Consider the following 25468-nt stretch of genomic DNA (forward strand, 5'->3'; position numbering starts at 1 on the left):
AAGCCCCCAGCGTGTGACTTTCGCCATAGTCTCATTTTGCGCTGATAAAAAATGTGACTTGAGTGGGTCTTTTTGTCGGGCAAGTCACCCTCGGTGGACATTTTGTCTCTTAGTCGTTAAATGTACTTTCCCTTTGTCGTAATTAGTCGATCTAGGTTGGTTTTTAAACGTTTTTCGGTTGAGACAGAATAATCGCGGTCCACAATAGCTGGCACATCTTAAATTTTCTACGTGACAAGTTAGATGCCTATTAACGTATGACTCGCCGTGGGAATGAAAAGACTACTAGGGTGAAGCCTTGTCATAGGATGTTCGTTAGATCTTTATAGGCAGATATAGCATGAAACTCTTAGATCTCGAAGGCGTTAGCTTCAACTATGGCAGCCAGTTACCGACGGTATTGCAGGAAGTTAACTTGGCTATTGGCACTGGCCAATGTCATTGCGTGAGCGGTCCTACGGGCTCAGGAAAATCGAGTCTGCTAAACCTACTGGCGGGCGTGTTAAATCGCCCGCATGAAGGTGACATCTGGCGTTATCCTCAATTGGTTACGGGTCTGGTAATGCAAGACCCACAAACTCAGCTACTAAGGCAAACTGTTGGTGCCGAGGTGGCTTTCGCCTTAGAAAACCTCGGTATTCCCGCCGAGCAAATACTACCTAAAGTGCAATTAGCACTGCGGCGCGTGGGCTTGTATTTGCGCCTCGATACCCAAGTCAGCACGCTTTCCCTCGGTCAAAAATATCGTTTAATGATTGCCGCCCAACTGGTGTGCGAGCCGCATTTACTACTGCTCGATGAACCTTGGGCGCAACTCGATGATCACGGTGTGAGTGAGCTGCTGGTCGTGCTCCGCAATCTTATCCAAGATGGCATGGCGCTAGTGTTGGTTGAACATAACGCCTCGGCCTTCGCTGAGATTATTCAGCATTACTGGCAGTTAGAGGCCGGCAAGCTATCCGAAGGCGTCTATACCGTGACCGATGCGCCGCAAGTTGAGGCACCTGCGTGGCGAAATCAACCTAAGTTTGAGCACTTAGGTAAAGTCTTGGTCAGCGCCGAAGCCTTTGATTTTGGGTTCGATGCTTGTCCTACATTATTTGCGTGTCCGCAGGGATTTCAACTGCAGGCGGGTGAGATAGTGACCTTAGTGGGAGATAACTGCTCAGGTAAAACGAGTCTGCTGAAAACCATAGCTGGCGTACTTAATTTTAGGCAGCGTATTCCGCTTAAAGTGCTCGGGAGAAGACCTAAGTTGGGGATTTATGGCGCTGAGTTGGGACTGCTGATGCAAAGGCCGAGTAGGCAATTATTCGAGACCAGCGTGCTCGCCGAAATGCAGTTTAGCCTTAGGCGTTTTGATCTCCCCAAAGAACGCGCAGCGCAGATGTTGGATGAATTGGATTTATTTAGCTTAGCTCAGCTGTCGCCCCACAAATTATCCTACGGCCAACAGCACTTGATTGCCTTAGCGTCACTCGCCTGTTTACGCCCTAAAGTATTGCTTTTGGACGATCCATTGGCGGGGATGGATAAGCATTACTACGGCAAAGTGTGGTACTTGCTGAAGCGGTTAAGCTCTCAAGGTTGCGCTATTTTGCTCAGCAGTCACAGAAGTATTGAACACAGCGCTGTATCACGGCAACTGAGTTTACGTAATGGTTTATTGGTGGAAGAGTCAACTGAAATGGCTGAGCGTTATGTGGGGTAGTTGTGAGCTTTTCGCGCGTGATGGTCGCCGGTTTTGAATGCCTAGCCCTTAGGCATTTATTGAAAAAGTGAGAGTGTGAAAGGGTCTTGCTTGAGCCTTAGGCCCTTATTCCATCGCATCCTGTTTAGGGCATTTTGTTTACCAAGAAAGTCTATGGTGATTTTCTAATGCGCGGCTTAGAATGCCCCTCACGTCTGTTCTATAATAATCAAGAATAACAACAGAACATTTGAGCGTAGGTCGCTTTTATGTCGTATGGTTAAGTTGATATTTTATTCGGGCACATCATCCTTGGGGTTGTAGATATGAGTGAGTCGGCAGAATCAGTTGAGCTTATCAAATTACCTGTGTCGCAATTGACATTAGGTATGTTTGTCAGTGCCATAGACAAAAATGATAAAGGTCAACTTGCTATTGCAAATGCTGGACAAATTAAGCACAAGGATGCGATTTTAAAACTGGCCAAAAGCGGTATTAAATTTGTTTGGGTAGACGCCGAGCGTTCGGCAGAGCATTGCGGTTTAAAGAAAAAAACCACCAACGATAGTCAAACCGACAATCGAAAAGCGCCAGTGAGCCGTGATAAGCAACAAGCTCAAGCTAAGGTCATGCTGACCGAAGCGAAAGATCTTATTCGTAAAGTGTTATCCGAAACCTTCGAAGGCAAAGCCATCGAAGTTGCGCCCTTCGAAGCGTTAGCCGATACCATGATTGAGTCTGTCATGTTAGATGCTGATGCACTTAAATGTATGTCTGCGCTCCGTTCAAAAGATGCCTATCTACTCGAACATTCAGTGAATGTCGCCTTTCTGCTGGTAACCTTTGGTAAATATCTACAGCTGGATCGCGATATGCTGCGGCAAATGGCGGTCGGTGGGATTTTGCACGATATTGGCAAGATTAAAGTCGATAATAAAGTGCTGCACAAGCCGGGTAAACTGACACCAGAAGAGTTCGAACATATGAAGCTGCATCAAGTGTATGCGCTTGAAATTATGAACGAAACTACTGGTCTGTCGCAGATCAGTAAAGATATCTGCTTAATGCACCACGAAAAGTTAGATGGCCGTGGTTATCCAAGGGGCTTGAAGGGTGATGAAATCCCTCGCCACGGTCGTATGAGTTGTATCGTCGATATCTTCGATGCGTTAACTGCAACGCGCTGTTACAAAGAGGCAATGAGTCCTGCCGCAGCTTTTAAAATTTTACTGAGTCTGACGCCATTTCACTTAGATCAAGGATTGGTCTATGAGTTTATTCGTTGTATTGGTGTTTACCCTGTGGGTTCCTTAGTTGAATTATCGGACGGCCGAATTGGTATTGTCTGGGCCTCGAAGGACAGAGATGCACTGCATCCGATCGTAAAGTGCTTTTATTCTTTAAAAGTAAAACGTTACACAGATGTCGCTATGGTGGATTTATTAAAATCTGAGTTGTATATCGAGCGCGGCGTGTCACCGAGTTCATTGGATATCGATCCAACGCCTTTCTATTAATCCTCAAATCTTGTCTCTAATGCCGGTCATCTAAGTCGATGGCTGGTGTGAACGATTGCAGAGCCTGCGCTAAAAACCGTAAACTGAATGTCTTCTCCAGTCTGGCAATGGGATGAACAGTGCTATGAAATCATTATTTCCTATTTTTATCATTCTCTTATCTTTGGCTTTATTAATCCCTGGGGTGACTCAACCTATTTTGAGCATTAGCGGCACTATCGATAAGGCCAAGCTGACCGAGCAGGGCATAGAGCAAGTTGCTCAACGTTTCGATGAAGACTCGGGGCGCGACAGCGCTCGCGGTATGCTGAGTATGGTCAGTGGTTTGCTGGGGCTGAGTAGCCTTAAGGGCGAAGTCGAAGTGTTGCAGAAAACCCGCAGTATTTGGGGAACGGTAACCGAACTTTATCACTCTGGGAACGGGCTCGTCGCGGGATTAGTGATGTTATTCAGCGTGGTGGTGCCGGCCTTGAAGTTGAGTTTAATGCTGGCACAGCAATGTGTGAGTTCGATTGGTCTGAAACTGAGGATTAATGCTATCGTCAATGCACTCGCTAAGTGGTCGATGGCCGATGTGTTTGTGGTGGCGCTGATCATCACCTTTATGGCGGGGAACGCCTCAGGCGGTATGGGGGAAATGCTGAAAACACAGGCGCAATTTGAAAACGGTTTTTACTTTTTTACCGCTTACTGCATTTTATCGATTTTGAGTGGTTTTTTAGTGCGGCGTCCTACGCCAATTTTGTAGCGAGTTTATAAGGCATCCCGACCTTAGCGATAAGGTCGGATGCCTAGATTTAACCGCGCAGTGAGTTAGGACAAAGTGCCATTTTGATAAATGGGCATAATCCAATAGCGGCAGGGATTATGTTTGCAGACCAAAGCCAGTGCATCGAGCAGCGCCGCTTGTTGCGCAGCGGGGTGCATGATTTCGAATTTACAAAACTCCCGATAACCTTCCACTTGTTCCTTGATATTAAAATGGCTGTGTTCACGGCTAAAACCACAAATATTCCCTAGGCTAAAACCCGACAGAAACTCCAACTCTATCAAGGTATCGACTATGTCGTCCTTAATATCATTTTGGGCGATCAGTACTAACAGTTGTTCTGTGCTCATTTACGTTTCTCCAGCCAAAAATACAGAATTGGCAGTAAATACAGTGTGGTAATGGTTGAAGTGAGCAGACCGCCAATCACCACAATCGCTAAAGGTTTTTGAATTTCAGCCCCAGGGCCCGAGGCAAACACTAGTGGCATAAGACCAAACATCGCCGTTGTCGCCGTCATCAAAATGGGACGTAAACGCCGCGCCGCACCTTGTTCCACCCGTTCGCGCAGGTTGCTGAACATGTGCTTGGTTTGTTCGTAATAGCTGACCATCACCACGCCATTGAGTACAGCGACGCCGAGCAGGGCGATAAAGCCAACCGAGGCGGGCACTGATAAATATTCTCCTGACAAATACAGGCTAACGATCCCGCCCATCATAGCGAAGGGAACGTTGGCGAGGATTAAGCCCGCTTTGGCAAGCGAGCCAAATGTCGTGAATAAAATCAAAGTGATCAGTGCGATAGCAATGGGTATCACTAGTAGTAAATTGCTGGTGGCCCGCTGTTGGTTTTCAAACTCGCCACCAAAACTCACGCTATAACCGCTCGGGAGTTTGATTTCCTGCGCAATTTTAGCGTTGAGCTCTTCTACAAAACTCACGATATCGCGACCTTGCACGTTGGTGGTGATCACTGAAAAGCGATTCCCTTGCTCACGCTCGATAAGGATGGGGCCTTGTTTATAGCTTAAAGTGGCGACATCACTCAGGCGTTTTAAGGAGTGATCTGGCATCACTAGTAACTGATTTTTAAGTTCATTAATGCTGCTTAAGTGGCTCTGATTGTTAGCAATCAGCACGGGTGTGCGCTTTTTACCTTGTAGCACTTCGGTCACGATTACGCCTTCGAGCTGGCTTTTCAGGTAGCGGGCAAACTCCATGGTGCTCATGCCAAAGCCTCGGGCGAGCTCGTTATCTAAGGTGAGGTTGATAAAAGGACTGCCTTCGATCATCGCCATTTTCACATCGACGCTGCCGCTGGTGGCATTAACCAGCTGTTGGATTTGGCTCGTGAGCTGACCTAAGGTGTCGATATCGTTACCAAAGACCTTGATCGCCACGTCGCCAATGCTGCCGGTGAGCATTTCGGATACGCGCATTTGTATCGGTTGAGTGAAGTTAAAATTAACGCCGGGATAGTCCAATAACACAGTGCGGATCGCATCGATAAGCGCTTCTTTATTTGCAAAGCGCCATTCGCTGCGTGGCAAAAGTTCTAAGAACACATCGGTTTCATTGAGTCCCATGGGGTCTAAGCCGATTTCATCCGCGCCAGTACGCGCCACCATCTGTTTGATTTCAGGAACTTTAGCCAGCAAAGTTTGCTGAATCTGCTTGTCGATGGCAATCGAAGCCTCGAGCGAAATCGACGGGGATTTCTCTAGCTGCAGAATAATGTCGCCCTCATCTAAGGTCGGCATAAAGGTTTTTCCCACTAACCCGAACAAGCCTAGGCTGACGATAAGCAAGCTAAAGGCGATCACTATAAAGCGTTTTTGATGGCTAAACGTGCCCTTGAGGCTGCCCAGATAAAGCTGTTTAAGCTTTTCAATCGCCTTAGGTTCCTTGGCGGCTTTTTCGTTGACGAGATAAGAAGCGATAACTGGAATAACAGTTAACGACAACACCAGCGCCGACAGCATGGCAAACACGATAGTGACCGCAACTGGGGTAAAGAGTTTACCTTCGAGCCCGCTCAAGGTCAGCAAGGGCGAGAACACTATCATGACGATCACTGTGCCCGACACCACGGGAATGGCAACGTCCTTGGTCGCGCGAAAAATCAAATGCAGCCGCGGTAATCTCTGCTTAGTGGCGATGAGATTCACCATGTTTTCGACCACGACCACAGATGAATCCACTAACATGCCGATGGCGATAACTAGCCCGCCTAGACTCATTAAGTTCGCAGAAAGATTAAAGTAATCCATCATCAAAAACGTCATCAGCGCGGCGAGTGGTAGCGAGAGTGACACGACTAATGCGGCGCGCACGTTGCCTAAAAACAACGCCAGCAAGATGATCACTAGCACTACGGCTTCGAACAAGGCATTGGAGATGGTATCAATCGCGGTATTGATCAGATTTGCGCGGTCGTAAAAGGTGTTTATCTGGCTGCCTTCTGGCAAGGTTAGGCTGATTTGTTCGAGCTTTTCCTTAATGTTTTTCACCACTTGTGCGGTATTAGCGTCTTTCAGGGCGATGATTAACGCTTCGGCGGTTTCGTTGCCGTCTTTAGTCACTGCGCCATAGCGGGCTAAGTGGCCAATTTGAATATCGGCCAAATTCTGCAGTCGATACACTCTGGCATCATCGGCCTTGATCACTAATTGTTTGAGCTCGTCGATGTCATCGATGCGGCCTTCGGCGCGCACTATTATGGTGTCTGTGCCAATGGTGAGCTTGCCTGCACCTTCGTTGTGATTATTCTCAACGATCGCCTGTTGCAGCGCCGCAAAGCTCACGCCTGCAGCCGCCATGGCCGCAGGTTTAGGGGTCACACTAAAGCTTTTGGCATAGCCACCGAGGATATTCACATCGGCCACACCGGCAACGGTTCGCAGCAGCGGACGGATTTCCCATTCGAGTAATTGCCGTCTTTCCATCAGCGATAGATTGGGATTTTCGAGTGAAAACATAAAGATTTCGCTGAGCGGCGTACTCATTGGCGCTACGCCCCCCGTCACACCTTCAGGGAAACTGTCCCACACGGCGGCGATGCGTTCGCTCACCTGCTGGCGCGCCCAATAAATATCTGTACCTTCGTCAAAATCGAGGGTGATATCGCTGATGGCGTATTTAGTGGTTGAGCGCAGAATCGATTGATGGGGAATACCTAACAGTTCGGTTTCAATCGGCACGGTAATTTGCGCTTCAATTTCCTCCGGTGTCATACCGGGCGCCTTGAGGATGATCTTCACTTGGGTGGGCGAAATATCGGGAAAGGCATCCAAGGGAATGGAAAACCAGGCTCGCGCTCCCGCTAACATAATAATCAGCGCCACAATCAGCACAAATAGGCGCTGCGTGAGCGAAAAGCGGATGACTGAGGTCAACATCTTATTCGCCTCCTAGGCCAAGCATTATGCCTTTAACTGCGGCAACCGACTGGGATAACACTTGGATTTTGCTCAGATCTTTATCGCTTTCAACGATATATTGCTCAGGGGTTGAACCGAGAATATCGATCGTAATTGAGGTGAGCGTGTCGGCGGTTTTAGTGAAGACTTGGCTATCTTGCTCCCAACTAAAAACACTATTTTTAGGCAATAAATACACCGCCTTTTGATACTCGGGTATCACAGTGATCTGTTGTCCTAACAGTAAGTTACATTCCTGCGGCACGGGTGATGACCAAGCGGTCACGAAGGCACCTTCGGCGATGGCCGACATGGACTCAATGGCGATATGGCACTGATTGATGTTCACCGCCGAGAGCGAATGTGACTGGCTCATAGGCACGCTGACTTTGACGCGAATACTGTCGCTAGGCACCAGTGAAAATAGCTGTGAACCCGCCATATAAGGTCCATTTACTTGGTTGAGTTTAACGATCCCCGCCACTGGCGTGCCCACCACTAGCGAGTCTGTGGTGGCATCTGTGCTTTTGACTATCTCCATAAAATGCTGCATGTGCTCGTATTCTAGGTGAGTGCTGAAGTAGTCTTGGCTGATCTCGCGCCACTTTTCGGCGCTGATACTGCCATTGTTTAATAAGGGTTTATTACGCTCATAACGGCTTTTTGCCAGTTGATATAAGCTGCCGGCGGCTTCCACTTGGGCAAGGTAGTGGAACACTTCTGGCCCTGTCAGTTTGACTATCGCTTGGCCCTTAGTAACGAGCTGGCCTTGGCCGACGAGGAAGCTGATCTGTTGGATATTCTCCGGCGTGCTGATCCAGTAATCATTACCGGGGAGGATTTCAACCTGCGCGGGCAATGGGATGCCCTCATAGCTGGCGACTTTCTGTGGTTGCACATAACTCAGGTCTAAATTACCGAGGGAACTAATTGTTAGGGATTCAGCCTGCGCTAACGTGGCTACACTGGCGGATAAACAGAAAAGGCATGCGCCGTACTTGGCCATCATAATGAAATTCCTAAGGCTTGCAGTTGTTGGGAGTGCAGTTGTTGCTGGGCGACTTGGTTCAGTGCCAAGCGGGATTCGGTATCGAGTGCATCCATATAGCGGCGCAGCCAGACTTCGTAGCTAACTTGATTTTGGTCTTTGACCTTGGCCAGCTCTTCAGTAATGGTGCGGCTAAGGTGTAAGGCTTGGGTTAGCAATGTCTGTTGGTCGAGTAAGTTTTGTTGCTGTTGCTCTAGCTTTTTAAGCTGAGTTTTTAGCTCGATATAAGTACGGTCGAGGTTGAGCGTGTGCTCGGTATTGGCTTGTTGCCATTGGGATAATTCGGTTTGCGATAGGGCCGAACCTAAAGTCAGTGGCACAGAAATGGCGATGCCAAGCTGTTGATCATCAACTTGGTTATCGGCGGTATTTTTAGCCGTGAGTGAGACTGTCCAAGGGTCTTTATCCCCCGCTTGCTGGCTCTGGATGATCAGTAGCTGTTGCTGCTTCTGTAGGCTCAATAATTGCCATAATGGATGCTGCGCGAGAATGTCATTGGGTTGGCTGCTGGCTGAAAGCGGCCGTGCCGTTTCGGCGATGTCCTGCGGTATTTGCTCTTGTCCTGTCAGCTGTTGATAGAGGGCAAGCGCCTCGGCCTGTTGCTGATTAAGATCGACCCGCTCCAGTGCAATATCCACCAGTTCGCGTTCTAACAAGAGTATGTGGGCAATCGGTAGTTCGCCCGCATCTGTGAGTTGCTTTTGCTGACTATGGAGCTTGTCGAGTAATTGGCTCTTGCGATCTAGTTGGGCCAGTTTCACTGCTGCAAGACGATGTTCCCACAGGCTTTGTCGCAATAATCCCGATAAATACAGACCTTGCAGTGCGACTTGTTGCGCCTGAATGCCTTGGGTGAGTTGTTTAATCTGCTTATCGCTGCTGTGCAAAGCAGGGGATTTTATTGGCAAATTGAGTGAGAGTTCCTGCTCGTAGCTGTTACCATCATCTAGGCTACCTAAGTGACTCAGGCTAATGCTCGGCAGGCCACTGAGCCAAGCTGAGCTGCTTAAGCTTATTTGTGATTGCAGTAACTGGCCGCCTGATTGAGATAGAGAATGTAATCTAGCCTGGCTGGTGGTGAGTGCTTGAGATAGCTCGGAATTCGCGGCGTGGCACAGAAAACTGCTGCTGACTAAGGTCGCCAACAGACATAACTTGATACAAGACGTACTGACAGACATAGGACGATTCTATGGTAATAAAGTGTACTGCCAGTGTAGGGATTGGTGGGTGAAAGTCGTGGGGGACATGTATCATAAAACCGTCTATGGTACATATGTCCCATAAATTAATTGGTTGATTTTGCTTTTATTTAGGAGTTTTTCGATGAAGGATCTTGTCATTATTGGTCTGTTGGCCTTGATCATATGCTTTAAGCTTTTTGACATCTCATCCGACATTCAATTAGGCATTCCCCAATGGCATATTGCCCAGGAAGCCATGTTATTAGTACTCACTGTGATTGGTGCCATGTACTTAAGTTATGACCTTATTCGTCGCTCCCGCGAAGTGAAAGCGTTGGCTAAACGGTTGGAGCATGCGGATAAGAAAATCGACAATATGTCGACGCAAATGCGCTCTGCCAGACAAGAATACAGCCAAGCTGTATCGCAGCAATTCGAGACTTGGGGCTTTACTAAGAGTGAGCAGCAAGTGGCATTTTTACTGCTTAAGGGCTTAAGTTTTAAAGAAATTGCCGAAGTGCGCCAGACTAAAGAAAAAACCGTCAGACAACAGGCATCGACCATTTATGGCAAAGCGGCTGTGGATGGACGCCACACTTTCTGTGCTTGGTTTATGGAAGACTTTATTCAAGAACATAATCAAGATCTTGCTGCGAATGAAGCGGCATCAAGTTCTAAGGCGGCTTAATCAACGCTGGATTGGCTTAGTTGTTATAGCTATTTGTTATTGAAAATCGATATTTGCTGAGTTTTTAGTTCTAAACAATAATGAGCATCCCCTAAGTTTGCAGGAAGATGCAATTGAAAAACTGGCTGATTATCGTGTTTTGCCTGATTGCCTTGGTCGCTTCGACGCAAACCACAGGACTCGTGCGTTCACTTATCGAATTCTCCGCCTTTGTAGGCGTCCTCTGCTGGGCTTGGCGAATGAAGCCGACGGCAGAGTAGACTGGCTTTCCGCAAAATCTTAGCTATTGAAAATAAAGAATATACACTAAAGACGTGATACCAATCGCTGCCCACAGCATGACCCCAAGCAACAAAGGTTTGGGGCCACTCGCCCGCATTTTCTGCACTGTAATTCCTGCACCAATCAAAAACAAACACAGGACTAATGCCCGTTTCGACATCATAAACAAGGTGTCATAAATGGCGTTAAACTGCGGTAACCAATGCGCCACAGCAATGGCTAAACAATAAAAACCGATAAAATACGGCAGGTTAAGTTTGCGCTTATCGCCACCAAACAGCATAGCGCTGACCAGTGCGATGGGGATAATCCACAGGGCGCGGGCGAGTTTTATGGTGGTGGCGGTTTTTAAGGCTTCATCGCCGTAGGCCGAAGCCGCGCCGACAACCGATGAAGTATCGTGGATGGCGATGGCACTCCACACACCAAAATCGTATTGGCTCATATTGAGTAAGTGACCGAGTGCGGGGAATAAAAACAGTGCGACTGAGTTCAGCACAAACACGCAGGCTAACGCAGTGGCAGTTTGATCGTTACGCGCATTGATGGCCGGAGCGACTGCGGCAATGGCGCTGCCACCGCAAATAGCGGTACCAGAGGCGATTAAGTGGCCCGTGACATGATCAAATTTCAGGGCGCGGGTGAGCACAAACCCTAAGCTGAGGGTGAAAAAGATTGAGCCAACAATCAGGCCGAAGTTGTGGGTGCTCGCCTCGATCGCCGCGTTTAAGTTAATCCCAAACCCTAAGCCAATGATCGAATAAGACAGGAGTTTTTTGGTGAGTGCGGCGATATTCCATTGCACTGGCACCCAACCAAGGCTGGCTAAGGTAAAACCTAACACTAGTGCCATGGGCGATGAGATAAAAGGCGCGAGGCATAACAAACCCGCACAGATGAAAACGATGCGATGAGTCTTATTATCTTGCTGTGATGTCGATGAAGAATTCATAACGCCTTAGGCTCGAGCGATTCGGTTTATCGTTCCAACCACAGATCTTCACATTAAGCGACGGATACAAAATGGCGATCAATTGGATTGATCATGGAGACAGATGCAAGAGGGCATTATAGCTGTGTGTATGAGCCTCAATAAAATCAATTAAACTTATCTAGTCAGTCAGTTTTATTGACTATCAGAGGGTTGTGCAAAGCAGGAGGGTAAATTGAAGAAGATGAACTGAGCTCAGTTCATCTTCTTAGCTAGATAATAAATAGCGAGGTTACAAAACGTGAAATTATAAATTTACGATACTTTTCAAGTTGTAATCGCTGCCATCCTTTGCGGTAAACAACTTATCTTGGGTGTCGTTGGCGCTGGACATACCCGCATGTAATAGGCTGAGCCAATGGCGCGATGCGGCAGAACGTGACTCTGGTGTTCCGACTACCATGTTTAATGATGTTCCGATTTGGATATCTTCCAGATTGGCAACGTCTCTCGCACCTATCATGCCACTGCGGTCGAAACTGAGTTCAACGTGGCAACCTAGGTCCTGTAACACTATGGCGCAAGGCGCATCTTTAGTGCCGTTAAAGGCCACAAACTGTTTTGGCTGACGTAAACCACTGTGGCTGCCGTCGGCAAAAAAGGCCAACAGGTGTTGGTAGTAAACCACATAGCTGCTCACATCTTGGTGTGAACCAGAGTTAAGTGGAAAGAGGCGGTCGAGGAATTGTTTCGCATTAGCGATCTTCTCGTGCTCGGTGACATTGACTTGGGCCACGGCTAGCACTTCTTCTGCGATGAGGCTGTTTAGATTCGGTTGGATCTGGTTGCTCTTGATAATTGACATATTCATCGCTTGTTCCTCTCACTCTTTCAATTTAAAAAAATTCAGGGTTTTGATTTAACTTTTGGCTTATCAAAGTTTGTCTTCAATTTGGTTTGTCCGCTTTGAGTGCTTAGCCACTTTTAGTTGGAGTGGTTAAGCATTTCTTGTACTGGAATGGCTTAGCTTGTTCGCATTAGCCTTTCCTTGATTGCTTGATTTGTAGTCTAGTCTTTTTTTGACTACAATTTCACAATAAAAATTTTACACTGTGAATTTTACAAAATGCGCAATGACCAGAGCTTGATGAGAAAATCACATTTCCTAGGCACAAAAATACGTAACCTACGGAAACGTAATAATTTAACGATGGAAGATTTGTCGGCACGATGCATTCGAGTCGACGCCGGAAGTGCGCCCTCTGTGTCATATTTGTCGATGATCGAACGTGGCAAGCGTGTGCCGAGTGCCGGAATGCTGGCAGTCATCGCCGCGGTTTTTCAAAAAGACGCCGAATGGTTCTTAGACGATGTGCCCGAAGAAAACGCCATTACGCCAGACAAGGGCCGACGTGGTGGCATAAGCGGTATGGCACTTGAACCCAGTTTTTTGTTTTCCAATGATATTTTACAAATAGCGATACCTGAGATGCTGTCGCAGACGGGGATCTCAGGTCGGCAGTTTGCCCATTTATTGATCCGCGCCCATCAAGAACATCATCAAAATCATTTCCCTGATCTTGAACGTGCCGCCGAAGAAGTCGGCCTCAAACGTATGCCCTTATCTTTGGACGATATGATGGATATTGCTAAGGGCATGGGATTAAAAATCAAGTGGATAGATAGTACGCCGCAGGAAGTTATCGATGAAATGGGCGTGAGTTCGCGTCAGTTGGTCACCTCATTTATTGAGCCGCCGAGCACGATTTATGTAAATAAAATCCTCAAAAATCGCCCCAACAGACTCAAATATGATTTAGCCGTGCACATAGGTCATTGCGTGTTGCACAACAAGGACGGCCTCAAGAGTGTGATGATCTCAGGCCGCAAATTAGAAGTGGATGAAGAGGCGGGTATGCAGTCCAATACCTTGAATGCGCAGGATATCTTGCATGCGTGGCGCGATTTTGAATCGAGCTTCTTCGCCGGTGCACTGCTGTGCCCTAAAGTGCCTTATCGCCAATTACTCGACCGCCACGGTTATGAGATTGAAGTACACAAGCAACTGCAAGTGTCAGCCTCAGTCGCCATGCGGCGTATGACTGTCGTCTCTCCTTATCCCCATTGGCATTATTTCGACGCTTACGCACCAGGCAAACTCAAAGCCGTTTACCGTGGTAACGGTATTCCACTGCCTTGGGGCAATATGCGATTAGTGGAAGACCCTTGTCAGCATTGGGCCGTCTTTAGGATGATCAGCGAGCCGACGGTCGGCACTTCGGCACAGATTTCGATTTTAAACGTCGGCAACGAACCACGCATTTACTGCTGCGAGTCAATTAAGGTCGAAGATTCGGCGGGCAACCCGCATGTTCTCTGTGCTGGCATAGATTTAAATCCAGCGATTGAAGCACAGGGTAAAGATGCCCTGTCTATCGCCCACGACCTGAAAGATGCCTGTGTCGCCAGCGGCGGTTCAGTCACTATTCCCAAGCACATTAAAAGCGATCTGGTGAGCGTCGCAAAAATCCTCAATATCAACTGGATAGAACGCGGGATTAAAAACGACGCCCGCCTTATTTGCTCTCGCGGCGCCGTATGCCCACGCCAACCCAGTTGCTATCAAGCAGGTAAATCACTGTGTGATGGGGCAACGTAAATTTTACGTTGAGTTTTGCGGCCTTACAGCCGAGAAAGTCGTGGGGCTTCACCCCACACCCGACCAAGGAGGACTGCTCGTCCTATCCTCCTTGGATGCTCCATGACGCCCCCAACGGAGTTGAAAGCTCCTTGTGCTCATTGGCAAATTTGCTATCGCTTCCGAAGTCCTCGCTTTACATCCATATAAAGCACTCCAGTTCGGCAATCCCTGCCTCTCGCTCATAAGCGCGAAAATCACCGATTTTCATTCGCCCCTGCCCCTGCGAAAGCTAGCTCGCTATTTGATAGGCAGGATGTCTGAATGTCGTGAAGTGCATGGATGCACATGAGCGACCATAGTGAGATATATATACTTTTATGGTAATTTTTTGGGGAGTTACATTCTGCGGAATTGAGCCGGGGTTAGGACCAGCTGAGAACTACCTGTTTTATTTTTTGTTTTTAATATTAATGTCCACATCAGAATGATTTGTTATTTGACTTAATACTACTAACGTATCTAATGTGTTGAGTTAATAAATAGCATCATCAAGGTTGATAGATTGAAAGAATTACACTTTAGTATAGTGAGCGACAGTTTGCTGAAAACCCACAAGGCAAAGCTAAGTGATTGTGAATATTTAGAGTTGAGTAATGCTAGAGAGATTCTATCTAAAATACTTGACCATGAAGAATTATATGATCAGGTAATAGAATCCTATGTTGAAGCTAAGTCTACAATGTATGAAATGAGTGTCAGAGCTATTTCTGACAGTGTTAAATATGATTACATAAAGAATCATAATAATCGTAGTAAGCTAAATCGCCTTTATTTCAATGTTTTAAACTTCAGTAAACTATATCTTGATCGCCACTTTCATGATGGGGATAAGAAATCATTCGTTAAAAGTATTACTGCTTCAGAAAGTAGCCACGACGAGGTTAAAAAGCATCGACAAGATATATCAAAGAATAATCCTGATTATATTTTTGGATGCAAATTAAGGAATTATGTACAGCATGCTTCGTTGCCCGTAAAAACGTTCACTACAGGTGTTCGCTGGAGTCCAGAAGATAATCAAAGTGTTGCTATTTTTCATGTGCCACTTGCTAAGAAAAAGCTAATCGATAGCGGTATTTTTTCACAACAGATGTTATTAAAATATGGTGAAAAAATTGATTTGCATCAAATTATGGATGGTTATATTTACGCAATCTCAGAAATGCATTTGAAGAGTAGACAGCTAATAAAGAATTATATGGAAAAAAGTTTAGAAGTAATTAACTTGAAGAGGCGTCAGATAGAGTTAGAACATAGTAGCTCATTATGTGATATCAACGTTGTTGATACTGAACAAGGAGTAAGTTTATTCTCACTACACGTTGAATGGTTTAGTGTAGTTGAGCATCTGCAAAAAAAGAACTTACACTCATTAAATTTCAAACGCTTTACTCACATACCGTATCAGTAGGATGTGTTTGTTAAATGTTTGTAGCCGTCTAACTTATAGGGATATTTCTTATAAAATAAAAGTGCTGTTTGTCTTTGGAGTGTGAGTGCTTAATCATTTTCAGTATGATCATATTGGATTAGGGTTTGGCTATCCACCTCACACTCTGCGATTTGCTATCAAGCCTAACTCATCTTAGCTTCGGTTATGATTGACTTAATACAGCAAACCGAGCAAACACACTACGGTGCTGGCGGGTAATATGGGCTGTAACCAGCGTGGTTTGTAACTGAGTAAAATTACTAGGATTATCGAACTCAAACATACCCAGCCGAGCAGTAATACGCTGGCGTACGCTGGGCCGTAATGACGACTGGCAAGCCAATAGCACAGGACGAGCGTTGCAGTACCAGCGGTGCGAAATCCGCGTGCCTGTGCATCGGTTAACGGGCGGTTACGCACGGCGCGGTGGTGGCTAAAATAAGATAAGGCCAACAGCCCCATGGCGATAAAACAGGTTAACAATTCGCCTGTGGCTGTCATGATTCAACTCCTAATTCTGTCGTCGCTTTGGTTACCCTTGTAGCCAGCACTTTTTTAGGGCTACGCAAGCGTTTGGCTGCCATGTAAAACAGCGCTGCAAGTGCGAGCATCATGAGATCAAATCCTGCGAGAACATAGGCTTGGCGCTGTAGATTGCTTATCAGCTGATACTGCGAAGTCATGGCGTTGAGCAGAGGTAGCAGGCCATAAAGCAAGGCGGTGAGTAAAAAAAGTCGTTGCCATGTTTGTTTGTCTCGTTTGAAGCAAGCGAGCAGTGCGACTAACGCCCAACTGATAAAGAAACAATGGATTTCCCAGTTCTCTCTATCTGCAAAGGTGACGGGTAAGAGTCGATTGGCATAAAAATAACAGGCTAGCGCAATGGGCAGGCCAGCAAAGGTGGCGAGATTTAACATGTTCACTAGCGTGAGCCCGCTATGATTCTTATCTTTTTTAAGCTGCTTTTGTGCCAGTTTATCGGCCCACATAATCGCGCCGCTGGCGATCATCACGCAGCCCGTTAATCCCGCCAGTAAATACAGTAAACGTAGGCCTTGGCCAGCAAAGCGACCACTGTGCAGGGCTATCATGGCACTTTGGGTTTGATTTGCTCCCGAAGTCACAGCCGACTGCGCCAACACAGCCCCTGTCACAGTAGACAAGTGATACCAAGGCGCTTGCTGATTTAAGCTGTGCTCAGGGGCGATTTTGACTGTTACGCTGGCATTGCTGTCGTTGAGATTATCAAACTGCAAGCCTTCAAGTGGCGACTCACCCACGACACTGTGAATCGCACTGAGCAAACTCTGACTATCGAGCATAGTGGCTGGCGTGCCAGTGGCGGCGGGAGTTTGGTAAATGGGTTTCCATTGCGAATAAAAGGCTTGAGTTTCATCACCATATTGCGTGCTCAGCCCCCATGGCATATACATAAACATCAAAGTCACTAGGCCGGTGTAAGTGATCATAAGATGAAAGGGCAATGCGAGAACTGAGCTGGCGACATGGGCATCTAACCAAGAGCGCGGGCCTTTGCCGGGTCTAAAACTAAAAAAATCCTTAAAAATACGTTTGTGGATCACTATCCCGCTGATTATGGCGACCAACATGAACATAGTGCAAAAACCGACGATCCAACGCGCCGTGAGTACACTCATGTAGTACAAGTCGAAATGCAGTCGATAGAGAAAGTCGCCCCCTCGGCTTTCCCGTGCTTTAGGCAAGGCTTCACCTGTCGCAGGGTTAATAAAGCCTTGATGATAATCACCAAATCGCTGGCCTTCTGCGGCGGGATCGCTCCATGCATAGGTCAGTAATGGCACCCGTTGTGTGGGTAAGTAAATCCACCATGACTCAGCGTCAGGCGCTTGTTGTGCCAAGGACGTGAGGCCCTTGAGTATCAATTGTTGATTATCCGCATTGGCATCATATTGGCTGCCGTGGTTTTCGGGTTGCATCCACAGGTTGATTTCAGCACGGTAATAGGCCGCTGTTCCGGCGAAAAAAACCAGAAACAACACCCAGCAGGTGAGCAATCCAACCCAAGTGTGTAGCCAAGTCATTGAACGAAAAAAGGAGTCTTTCATAATCCACTCCCTTGAGCACTTGTTGCATTAAACGCTTTAGCGGCGAGGTAAGCTAAATACAGCAGACCGCTAAGCGCGAATAAATCCAGCCAGTATCGCCATGTTGATTTAACGCTGAACACCCAAATCACGGCGCAGGTGTACACAGTAAATGACAGCATCATGGCGGTTAACACCCGATCAACCTGAGATAACGGCAGGATTTGCGCGAATAAAATAGTCGCTACTGCACTCAACAAATAGCCGCCAAAGGTTGCTGCGAGGCAGCGATTGCCTATGTGCAGGCTATCGCTCCAGATGGCTGACGTTTTCCAGCGCATCAGTCTTTGTGTTAACGGCGGAGTCATGTTGGTTTTTTCAGTCATGATGGTGCGCCACTTCTGCTGAATTTGTCTTGTGGGTGCGGGATAGCACAGAGATTAACAGGGCGGGTAAAAAGGTTAAGCTGAGGAGCGTTGCTACGATAAGACCTGCCAATACTACTATGCCAACACCGCGGTAGAGTTCGCTGCCAGCACCGGGGAATAACACCAGCGGCAATAAGCCAAACAAGGTCGTCGCGGTAGACATTAGAATCGGTCGTAATCGACTGGCAACGGCAGATTTGACGGCATCAACGACACCAAACTGACCCGATTGCAGGTTTTTACGGCTCTGTTCCACGATCAAAATCGGGTTGTTAACGACAGTGCCGAGTAGGATTAAAAATCCAAGCATAGTAATCATATCAAAGGGTTGGTGCCAACCTTGGCCGCCAAGATACGCAAATAAGCTGCCAATAGAATTAAGCGCTTGTAAGCCGACTAAACCGCCAGCGAGCCCGAGCGGGATAGTGATCAGCACAAATAACGGATAACCCCAGTGATTAAAAATTGCGACTAATAACAAGTAGATGATCAACACGGCGACCAGAAAATTGCTGGAGAGTGCCGCTTTCGTCGCTTCGAGCTGATCGGCTGCGCCCGAAATATCCAAACTGACATCTTTGCCGACCGCGCCTTGTTGATAGAGGATAGGGACTAATTCTTCCCGCACCTTAGCCACTGCGGTTTCCAGCGCAATGGCGCGCGGCGGAATGATGTAAAGGGTCACGGTTCTGCGGCCATCGACGCGGCGTAAACTGTCGCTATCCATCTGCTCGCTAATGTCGGCCAAGGCTTGTAGTGGCAGTACATTACCCTTAGGCGTGACTATCGGAGCGAGTGCCAATTGCGACAGACTCTGTTGATTGCCTGCCAGACTAAATAGAAAGATATCCACCTTGTTATCATTAAGGAAAAACTCGTCGACATAGGCGCCATCGCTCAGTGCCGAAACCGCATAGCCAAACTCGCTGCCGCTAAAATCTTGTTCTACAAGACGTTGCCAGCGAGGGGAAATCTGCCACAGCGGTTGATCTAGCGACAAGGTCGATGGGTCTGAATACAGCTGCGGCTCGGCAAATACTTTTTCCGCCGCTTGATACGCCGCTTCGGCAGCGCGATAGAGACTGGCTTGATTTGAGCCAGAAATATCCAAGGCGACAGCGCGGGTGCCACCATCGTTGCTGGAAATAATCGAACCCCGCGATGAATAGGCGCGCATGCCCGGATATTGCTCAAACAAGGCGGTGAGTGAGCTCATCATGGCATCCATATCTTGGCTGCGAACGGGCTCGCTCATCACCCAAATACTGCCGACACCCACGCTGAGGGTATAGTATTTTAGCGGCGGAATTTTTTGCTCACCAGATTCAAAGGATGCCGCCTCGGCATTGACTCTCGCAGATAGCTGAGTCGTTAATTCTTCTGCAATTTTAGCCATTTCCGACAGGTTGTAACCCGGCGGTGCGACCATAGAGGTAAAGGCTTTTGGTTCTTCACCTTCGGGTAAATATTCGGCCGGAGGCATAAGCCAAGCTGCAAGCCCAATCGTCGAGACGAGTGATAGCACAATCACAGCGGCGCGGCGTTTTGCCGATAGCACCAGCTGGCTGACTAAGCTCAATATGCGTGATGCTTTGGGCGGCTCACTTTGGTTTGTGCTTGCCGAGCGCATCTTACCAAAGCCAAAACGGGCAATGGCGGCGGGTACGATGAACACTGCGACCAACATAGAAGCGACAATAGATGAAGCAATGGCAATCGCGATATCCGAGTACAGTTGCCCCGCTTCTTGTTTGATAAATAGAATGGGTACAAACACTAGCACTGTGGTGAGCGTCGAGGCCAGTACCGCAGGCCACACATCGTAAATGCCACTGATGGCTGCTTCTAGACGATCTAATCCGTGCCTGCGTGCTTGTTCAATGCTTTCGAGCACCACAATGCTGTTATCGACTGTCATGCCGATGGCAAAGGCCACACCCGCGAGGGAAATGACATTAATAGTGCGATTAAATACTAGCAGCCCGACAAAGGCGGCTAAGGTACACAGCGGAATACCGATAACGCCTATCAGGGTGGCTCGACTCGAGCGCAAGAAGAGGTACATGACCAAGGTTGCCAGTAAGGCTCCTAGGCCCAAATTCACCCACACATTTGCAACCGAATCTTGCACATAGCGCACATCATCACTGAATAACTCTAATTGCATGGCGTGCTGGGCGAGTTGATTTTGATTGATCTGCGCTACCACAGGCATCATGGCGGCTTTGATGGCGATAACGTTAGAACCGACGTCCCGTTTAACCGCTAAGCTGAGGGTACGTTCTTGTTCGGCAAAGGACAGCTCACGGATCTCAGCGTGGTCGAGTTTTATCTCGGCAACGTCTTGCAGCAGAATATTAGTATTACCTTGGCGTTTTAAAATCAGTTGCTTAAGTTGATTTAAATCCTCGAAACGGCCAATCACCCGCAGTAAATAACGTTTTTTACCACTGTCGATATCGCCCGCAGACGTGTCCTTGTTGCGATCTCGAATGGCTTGGCGCACGTCCATAATGCTGATGCCACGTTGGGCGAGTTTGGCGGGATCGAGCCGTATTTGAATTTGCCGTTCAGCGCCGCCTTGAATAGTGACAGAGGAAACGCCTTTGACGCGCTCCATTTGTGGGCGAATAAAGTCGTTCGCGAAATCGCGCATCATGTCTATGTCTAGATTCAGCGGGTTGCCTGCGACAGGCACGAGGCGGAAATACATGAAAGCGTTGTCTGAATATGAACTGCTGTAAAGCCTTGGTTGATCGACATTTTCAGGGTAGGACGATACTTGGCTGAGCGCATTGCTAACACGAATAAGCGCATCGCTTATCTCAGTGCTTTGGGGGAATTCGAGTTCTATCCATGCCGAGCCCGTATCGGCCCAAGAGGTCATGCGTTGTAAGTTTGGCAGGGTGCGCAGGTAGCGTTCCTGCTCAAGTAGAATTTCTTTTTCGACGTCTTGCGGTGTTGCCCCCGGCCAACCTGTGGCCACGCTGATGGTGCGCACATCTAAGTCGGGGATCATTTGGATTGGGATACGCAGTGCTACAGCCGTGCCCAATACGCAAAATATCAAGACGATGACCGACAGTAAGGTGCCATGTTTAATACCAAACTTCAGCATCCCACTAACCTCCTATGACAGAGTTGAGCACAGAGACTGACTGTTGGTCTTGTAAGCTCTCGTTACCGCGGATCACCACGGGCGCGTCTTTGGGTAATGGACTGAGGATTTCAATCCCGATGGCGCTCGTATGGCCCACTTGAACGGTATGGCGTTGGGCTATGTTGTTTTGCACGGTAAAGACGCTGAACTGGCCGTCGGGGTGACGGATTAGGGCATCTTGCGGTACGACAACACTGTGTTGCGCCCGCTGTAAGTGGAAGGTGGCGGTGGCCGATGTGCCGGGCATCAAAAGTCCATCTGCCTCGGGAATGGTCAAGCGTACCAAGAAGCTGCGAGCATTGTGGTCGCTCACAGGGACAAGGGCACTCACATGGCCGATAAACGCTTGTTCTGGCAGCATGTCGGCGGCAATGTCCACGTGAGTCGCAGTGGCTACGCTTTGGAACATTTCCTGCGGCACTTGAATGTCGAGCCAGAGCTGCTCTTGGGACACTAAGGTGAAGATTTCAGTGCCGACATTGACCCATTCACCGGTTTCAGTTTGTTTGCTGGAAATCACCCCTGCAAACGGCGCCATCAGTTGGTGACGGGCGACTACCTCTTTTTGGTGTGCGAGTGCTGCCGTTAAACTTTGCAGATTGGCTTCGGCCTCGGTTAACGCCGCTTGGCGAGTCGCGCGCTCCGTTTCGGGGAATAACTGCTGAGCGCTGAGTGTTTGCGCCTCGGTGAGGAGTCGCTGCTTTTCTGTCAGCATGGTCTTAGCGGCTATTACATCGGCTTGACGCTGTGCTAATTGATGTACGGCTAAGGTATCGTCGAGTGCGAGTAAAGGCTGGCCTGCGCGGACTTGCGAGCCCGCATCGACCAGCACTTTGGCGACTAGGCCATCGGTACGTGCCGATAAGCGAGCCACCCGTGCGGATTTAATGGAGCCACTGAGTGGCAACAGTTCATTGGTGCTGCCCGTTTGGGGCAAGGCGACTGTTACAGGTACTGCGCTTGCGTGGACTGCAAAACACAGCAGGTATAAACCTATCATTAAATACCGCACGTTAACTCCATCTCACTATTAAGATTATTACTGAGTGATAAAACTCGTGGTGGTGATGTGTAAAACGCTATCAACCTCGTTGCCAGCCAGTGTTTGTTTGCCTTCTGTGGTGTGGTTGCTGACGAGCAAGTAGCGGCCTGCATCTGGGGTATCGAGGGCGAGTTTACCTTGGGCATCGGTAGTGAAAGACTTGCTCCAAAAACCGGGGCGATACACTTGCACTGGATGATTCACCAGTGGCGCGCCTTTATAGCTAAGCACAAACTCGGGAACGCCTGACTTTACTGGCGTAAATTCAAAATCTTGCAGCGCTTTGGTGTGTTCTTGTCCTGTGCGGGCATAAAGTATTGCGGCCTGCAATCCAGTTTCGGTTTTCCATGGCTGCCACGCAGTATCGGCATAGAAACTGATGTCACTCTTGCCATCGCGTGTTTTGACCAGCAAATGATCGGCTTGCGCTGTGGCGGTCAGCGGCGCTTTGGCATTGGCGTCGAAAATTCGTGCCGCGCTTAACGACGCTAACTCTTCGGCTGTGGCGTACTCTGAACCCGGTTCACCAAATTGCACTTTGACCGAACCATCGCTGCTGCGCTCAAGCCACACTTCATGTGCTTGAGCCGAAAAAGCGATACCGCCGAGTAAAGTGAGTAGTACAAGTGCCTGTTTCATTTAATTATCCTTAATATTGTTTAGGGAGGCGTGCAAAATTTTACAGCGTCCAACGCAATGACAGCGTGGCATTACGTGGCTCGCCAAAGTCTGCGTAACCCCAGAGTGAGCGGTTATAGTTTTTGTCGAAGATATTGTTGATGTTCACTTGCATCGAAATCGACGGTGTTATTTGGTAGCCAAACATCAAGTCAACGAGTGAGTAGGCGGATTGTGCTTGGCGGTAAGCCACATTCGGCGCGCCATCGACACCCCAAATAGTGCCTTGATAGAAGGTGCTGCTCTGCCAGCGCCAGCTTGCGCCCGCAGTAACACCGGGGAGGATGTCTTCAAAGTTATACTTAGTGGTCAGTTTGAAAATATCTTCGGGGAGATAGGTTTGGCGACGTAGGCCATCTTCATCTTCCGCATCGTTATGGGTATAACCGCCACTGATATCCCAAAGATCGGTAAGCCGTCCGGCAATTTCTAGCTCGTAGCCCTTAGTGGTAATGCCATCGACGCTCTCGTAGATAAAATCCCCAGAAGGTAGCTGACCTTTACCCGCATATTCGGGTTCGTTGTCTTTATTGGTTTCGTAGATGGCCGCTGACATATTGAGGGTGTCATCGAACAGTGCGACCTTGATGCCGCCTTCGACGTTGGTGCCTTCTGCGGGTTCGAGTAATTGGCCATCTTCACCAAAATAGGTGCCGGGTTTGAAGATTTCAGTACGGCTGGCATAGACAGAGATTTGTTCGGTCACATCGTAGACTAGGCCATAGTAGGGGATGAAAATGCCGGTTTTTTCCATGGTCGCATCTGTGCTATTGCCAACGAGATCATGTTTTTCGTAGGACCAGTTACTTACGCGTCCACCGACCATTAATTTCAGTGAATCCAATACATTGATACGGACAGTGCCGTAAACACCCGATTGGCTTTGCTCATTGGTTTGGCCATTGGTGGGTGAATTAGGCAGATTAGGCTTGGGATAATTGCCTTGATCTGCCACGTTATAGCGACGTTGGGGTGTGGAGTTCGTGTTGATGTTGTCAAACTCGTTGTCACCATAGTTAAAACCGATCACCGCACTGTGCTCACGGCCGAGTAAGTCGAAGTTACCCGTGGCGTACAGGTTGAAGCTGTTGGTATCTGACTCGCGATCATGTTGGGCGGCATAGGTATCGCCCCAAGGGCCAACAAATTCGCCGGTTGATTTGACGATATAATCGCCTGGGTAAAAGGCCAATGCGTCTATGGTGGCGTTAGCAATACGATAGGCACTGACGAGTGACCAGTCGTTATCGAATCTATGTTTAAACTCGGCCATGAGACTTTTTTGGGTCACGTCCCAATGGGTCCACTCCTGTGAGCTAGAGTAGTTGCGGCCAAAATCGACAGCTGTGCCATCGGTATAAAATGCGGGATTAGAGTTCCAGTTATACACACCGTCGGTTTGTGATTTTTGATAGTCCGCAAACAGCGACAAGCTAGTGTCTGTGCCGAGACTCGTTTCAACTACGCCATAGAGCACTGTGGTATCGCGCTGATAGCGATCGATAAAAGAATCGCCTTTCTTCACCGCACTCACGAATCGACCTTTCACATTGCCCGAATCCGTGAGCCAGCCAGAAACATCGGCTTCTAATCTATAGGTATTCCATGAGCCATAACTCGCACTTGCCGTGGCGCGGGTGTCATCCGTTGGACGTTTACGAATAAAATTAACCGTGGCAGAAGGTTCACCTAAACCACTTAAGATCCCAGCCGCACCTTTTAATACTTCAACCCGTTCGGCAATCACAGGGTCTAAACCTTGATCAATTGAGCCGCTGTAAACATGGGATGAAGAGGTCGTGATTAAGCCGTCAATTTGGACACCGCTGTCGAGTGCATAGCCGCGCACGAATATCTGACTATTTTCAGAGGCATCGCCCACCATAGTGACGCCAGGAGTGTGATTTAACACTGACTCCATAGTGACCAAGCCTTTGTCACTGATCATTTCTTCGGTAATCAAAGTGACGCTTTGTGGGGTTTCTTTGAGTGACATAGACAAACCCGTGGCGCTATTCATTGCCGCTCGGGTGTAGGTTCCGACTACGTTTAATCTTTCTATCTGTTCTGTATCTTCTTTCTCATCCTGCTTAGGGTCCGTATTGGCTTGAACCGTCAAAGTGAGTGTGCTGAGAAGTACAGGGATCAATGGCGAGCGCCATGACGTTAAAACAGATAGGGGAGGCATGGTATTTCAATCCTTTCAGGCGATTTCAGATTAAATGATGATTGGCGATCCTGAGTGCAAATAAAGCACATAGTTGCAAATGAGAATCGATCGCATAATAGGTTTGTTGAAAATAAATGCAATATGCCCAATGTGTAAATTGTTGAAGCAGGGTTGTAACTTATTGGCGAATGGTTTGTCAGCCAGCTGTGATAAGCGGTCGCGGTGGGTGTGGCACTTTTAGCGCATGCCTTACTATAACTC

20 protein-coding genes are annotated in these 25468 nt (G+C 48.1%); 7 read left to right on the forward strand and 13 right to left on the reverse strand.

The features are described from left to right. Positions 1-340: 340 nt before the first annotated feature. The 3 genes from Q4Q49_RS04705 to Q4Q49_RS04715 all read left to right on the forward strand — a co-directional run bounded on the left by Q4Q49_RS04705 (position 341) and on the right by Q4Q49_RS04715 (position 3955). Positions 341-1711, forward strand: coding sequence for an ABC transporter ATP-binding protein (locus Q4Q49_RS04705; protein WP_311998744.1), 1371 nt, complete (start codon positions 341-343; stop codon positions 1709-1711). A 305-nt stretch (positions 1712-2016) separates the two neighbouring features. Next, positions 2017-3207: an HD-GYP domain-containing protein gene (locus tag Q4Q49_RS04710; protein WP_006079420.1), complete on the forward strand. Its 1191-nt coding sequence runs from the start codon at positions 2017-2019 to the stop codon at positions 3205-3207. A gap of 112 nt (positions 3208-3319) precedes the next feature. After that, positions 3320-3955, forward strand: coding sequence for a paraquat-inducible protein A (locus tag Q4Q49_RS04715; RefSeq protein ID WP_311998745.1), 636 nt, complete (start codon positions 3320-3322; stop codon positions 3953-3955). Between the two features lie 65 nt (positions 3956-4020). On the opposite strand, the gene Q4Q49_RS04720 is transcribed toward Q4Q49_RS04715, so the two are convergent. The 4 genes from Q4Q49_RS04720 to Q4Q49_RS04735 are packed head-to-tail and all read right to left on the reverse strand — an operon-like array spanning position 4021 to position 9626. Further along, positions 4021-4326, reverse strand: a complete 306-nt coding sequence (locus Q4Q49_RS04720) for a DUF3240 family protein (RefSeq protein WP_248992622.1) — start codon at positions 4324-4326, stop codon at positions 4021-4023. Then, positions 4323-7376, reverse strand: a complete 3054-nt coding sequence (locus tag Q4Q49_RS04725; RefSeq protein ID WP_311998746.1) for a CusA/CzcA family heavy metal efflux RND transporter — start codon at positions 7374-7376, stop codon at positions 4323-4325. The genes Q4Q49_RS04720 and Q4Q49_RS04725 overlap by 4 nt, the downstream gene beginning before the upstream one ends. A 1-nt stretch (position 7377) precedes the next feature. Further along, positions 7378-8406, reverse strand: coding sequence for a membrane fusion-like protein (locus tag Q4Q49_RS04730; RefSeq protein ID WP_311998747.1), 1029 nt, complete (start codon positions 8404-8406; stop codon positions 7378-7380). Continuing rightward, complete coding sequence (locus Q4Q49_RS04735) at positions 8403-9626, reverse strand: metal transporter (RefSeq protein ID WP_311998748.1); 1224 nt, start codon at positions 9624-9626, stop codon at positions 8403-8405. The genes Q4Q49_RS04730 and Q4Q49_RS04735 overlap by 4 nt, the downstream gene beginning before the upstream one ends. 145 nt (positions 9627-9771) lie before the next feature. Between Q4Q49_RS04735 and Q4Q49_RS04740 the strand changes: the two genes are divergently transcribed. Beyond that, positions 9772-10317 (forward strand): LuxR C-terminal-related transcriptional regulator, encoded by a 546-nt coding sequence (locus Q4Q49_RS04740; RefSeq protein ID WP_006079428.1) that lies wholly within the window; start codon positions 9772-9774, stop codon positions 10315-10317. Positions 10318-10430: 113 nt separating this feature from the next. Then, positions 10431-10577, forward strand: coding sequence for a hypothetical protein (locus Q4Q49_RS04745; RefSeq protein WP_086014207.1), 147 nt, complete (start codon positions 10431-10433; stop codon positions 10575-10577). A gap of 23 nt (positions 10578-10600) precedes the next feature. Here Q4Q49_RS04745 and Q4Q49_RS04750 read toward each other — a convergent pair whose 3' ends face one another. Then, the gene (locus tag Q4Q49_RS04750; protein WP_311998749.1) at positions 10601-11551 is read right to left on the reverse strand and encodes a putative sulfate exporter family transporter; all 951 of its coding nucleotides are present in this window, start codon (positions 11549-11551) and stop codon (positions 10601-10603) included. A gap of 286 nt (positions 11552-11837) precedes the next feature. Further along, entirely contained in the window at positions 11838-12401 is a 564-nt protein-coding gene (locus Q4Q49_RS04755; protein ID WP_311998750.1) for a malate synthase, read from the reverse strand. A gap of 255 nt (positions 12402-12656) precedes the next feature. Between Q4Q49_RS04755 and Q4Q49_RS04760 the strand changes: the two genes are divergently transcribed. Both Q4Q49_RS04760 and Q4Q49_RS04765 read left to right on the forward strand, forming a co-directional pair. Then, a complete protein-coding gene (locus Q4Q49_RS04760) occupies positions 12657-14189 on the forward strand; it encodes a DUF3612 domain-containing protein (RefSeq protein ID WP_311998751.1) in 1533 nt (510 codons plus the stop codon). A 544-nt stretch (positions 14190-14733) separates the two neighbouring features. Next, a complete protein-coding gene (locus Q4Q49_RS04765; RefSeq protein WP_263147287.1) occupies positions 14734-15642 on the forward strand; it encodes a hypothetical protein in 909 nt (302 codons plus the stop codon). Between the two features lie 195 nt (positions 15643-15837). Here Q4Q49_RS04765 and Q4Q49_RS04770 read toward each other — a convergent pair whose 3' ends face one another. The 7 genes from Q4Q49_RS04770 to Q4Q49_RS04800 are packed head-to-tail and all read right to left on the reverse strand — an operon-like array spanning position 15838 to position 25225. Beyond that, complete coding sequence (locus tag Q4Q49_RS04770) at positions 15838-16164, reverse strand: DUF3325 domain-containing protein (protein WP_259510925.1); 327 nt, start codon at positions 16162-16164, stop codon at positions 15838-15840. Continuing rightward, the gene (locus tag Q4Q49_RS04775) at positions 16161-17750 is read right to left on the reverse strand and encodes a PepSY-associated TM helix domain-containing protein (RefSeq protein ID WP_311998752.1); all 1590 of its coding nucleotides are present in this window, start codon (positions 17748-17750) and stop codon (positions 16161-16163) included. Before Q4Q49_RS04775 ends, Q4Q49_RS04770 begins: the two co-directional genes overlap by 4 nt. Beyond that, positions 17747-18115: a hypothetical protein gene (locus Q4Q49_RS04780; protein WP_012090622.1), complete on the reverse strand. Its 369-nt coding sequence runs from the start codon at positions 18113-18115 to the stop codon at positions 17747-17749. The genes Q4Q49_RS04775 and Q4Q49_RS04780 overlap by 4 nt, the downstream gene beginning before the upstream one ends. Continuing rightward, the gene (locus Q4Q49_RS04785; protein ID WP_311998753.1) at positions 18108-21275 is read right to left on the reverse strand and encodes an efflux RND transporter permease subunit; all 3168 of its coding nucleotides are present in this window, start codon (positions 21273-21275) and stop codon (positions 18108-18110) included. The genes Q4Q49_RS04780 and Q4Q49_RS04785 overlap by 8 nt, the downstream gene beginning before the upstream one ends. Before the next feature lie 4 nt (positions 21276-21279). Beyond that, positions 21280-22329, reverse strand: a complete 1050-nt coding sequence (locus Q4Q49_RS04790; protein ID WP_012090620.1) for an efflux RND transporter periplasmic adaptor subunit — start codon at positions 22327-22329, stop codon at positions 21280-21282. A 27-nt stretch (positions 22330-22356) separates the two neighbouring features. After that, the gene (locus Q4Q49_RS04795; RefSeq protein ID WP_311998754.1) at positions 22357-22998 is read right to left on the reverse strand and encodes a nickel transporter; all 642 of its coding nucleotides are present in this window, start codon (positions 22996-22998) and stop codon (positions 22357-22359) included. A gap of 40 nt (positions 22999-23038) precedes the next feature. Then, on the reverse strand, positions 23039-25225 hold the full coding sequence (locus Q4Q49_RS04800) for a TonB-dependent siderophore receptor (protein WP_311998756.1): 2187 nt from the start codon (positions 25223-25225) through the stop codon (positions 23039-23041). Positions 25226-25468: the final 243 nt, after the last annotated feature.

It is taken from the genome of Shewanella sp. SP1S1-7, from assembly GCF_031932105.1.
GTDB lineage: Bacteria > Pseudomonadota > Gammaproteobacteria > Enterobacterales > Shewanellaceae > Shewanella > Shewanella baltica.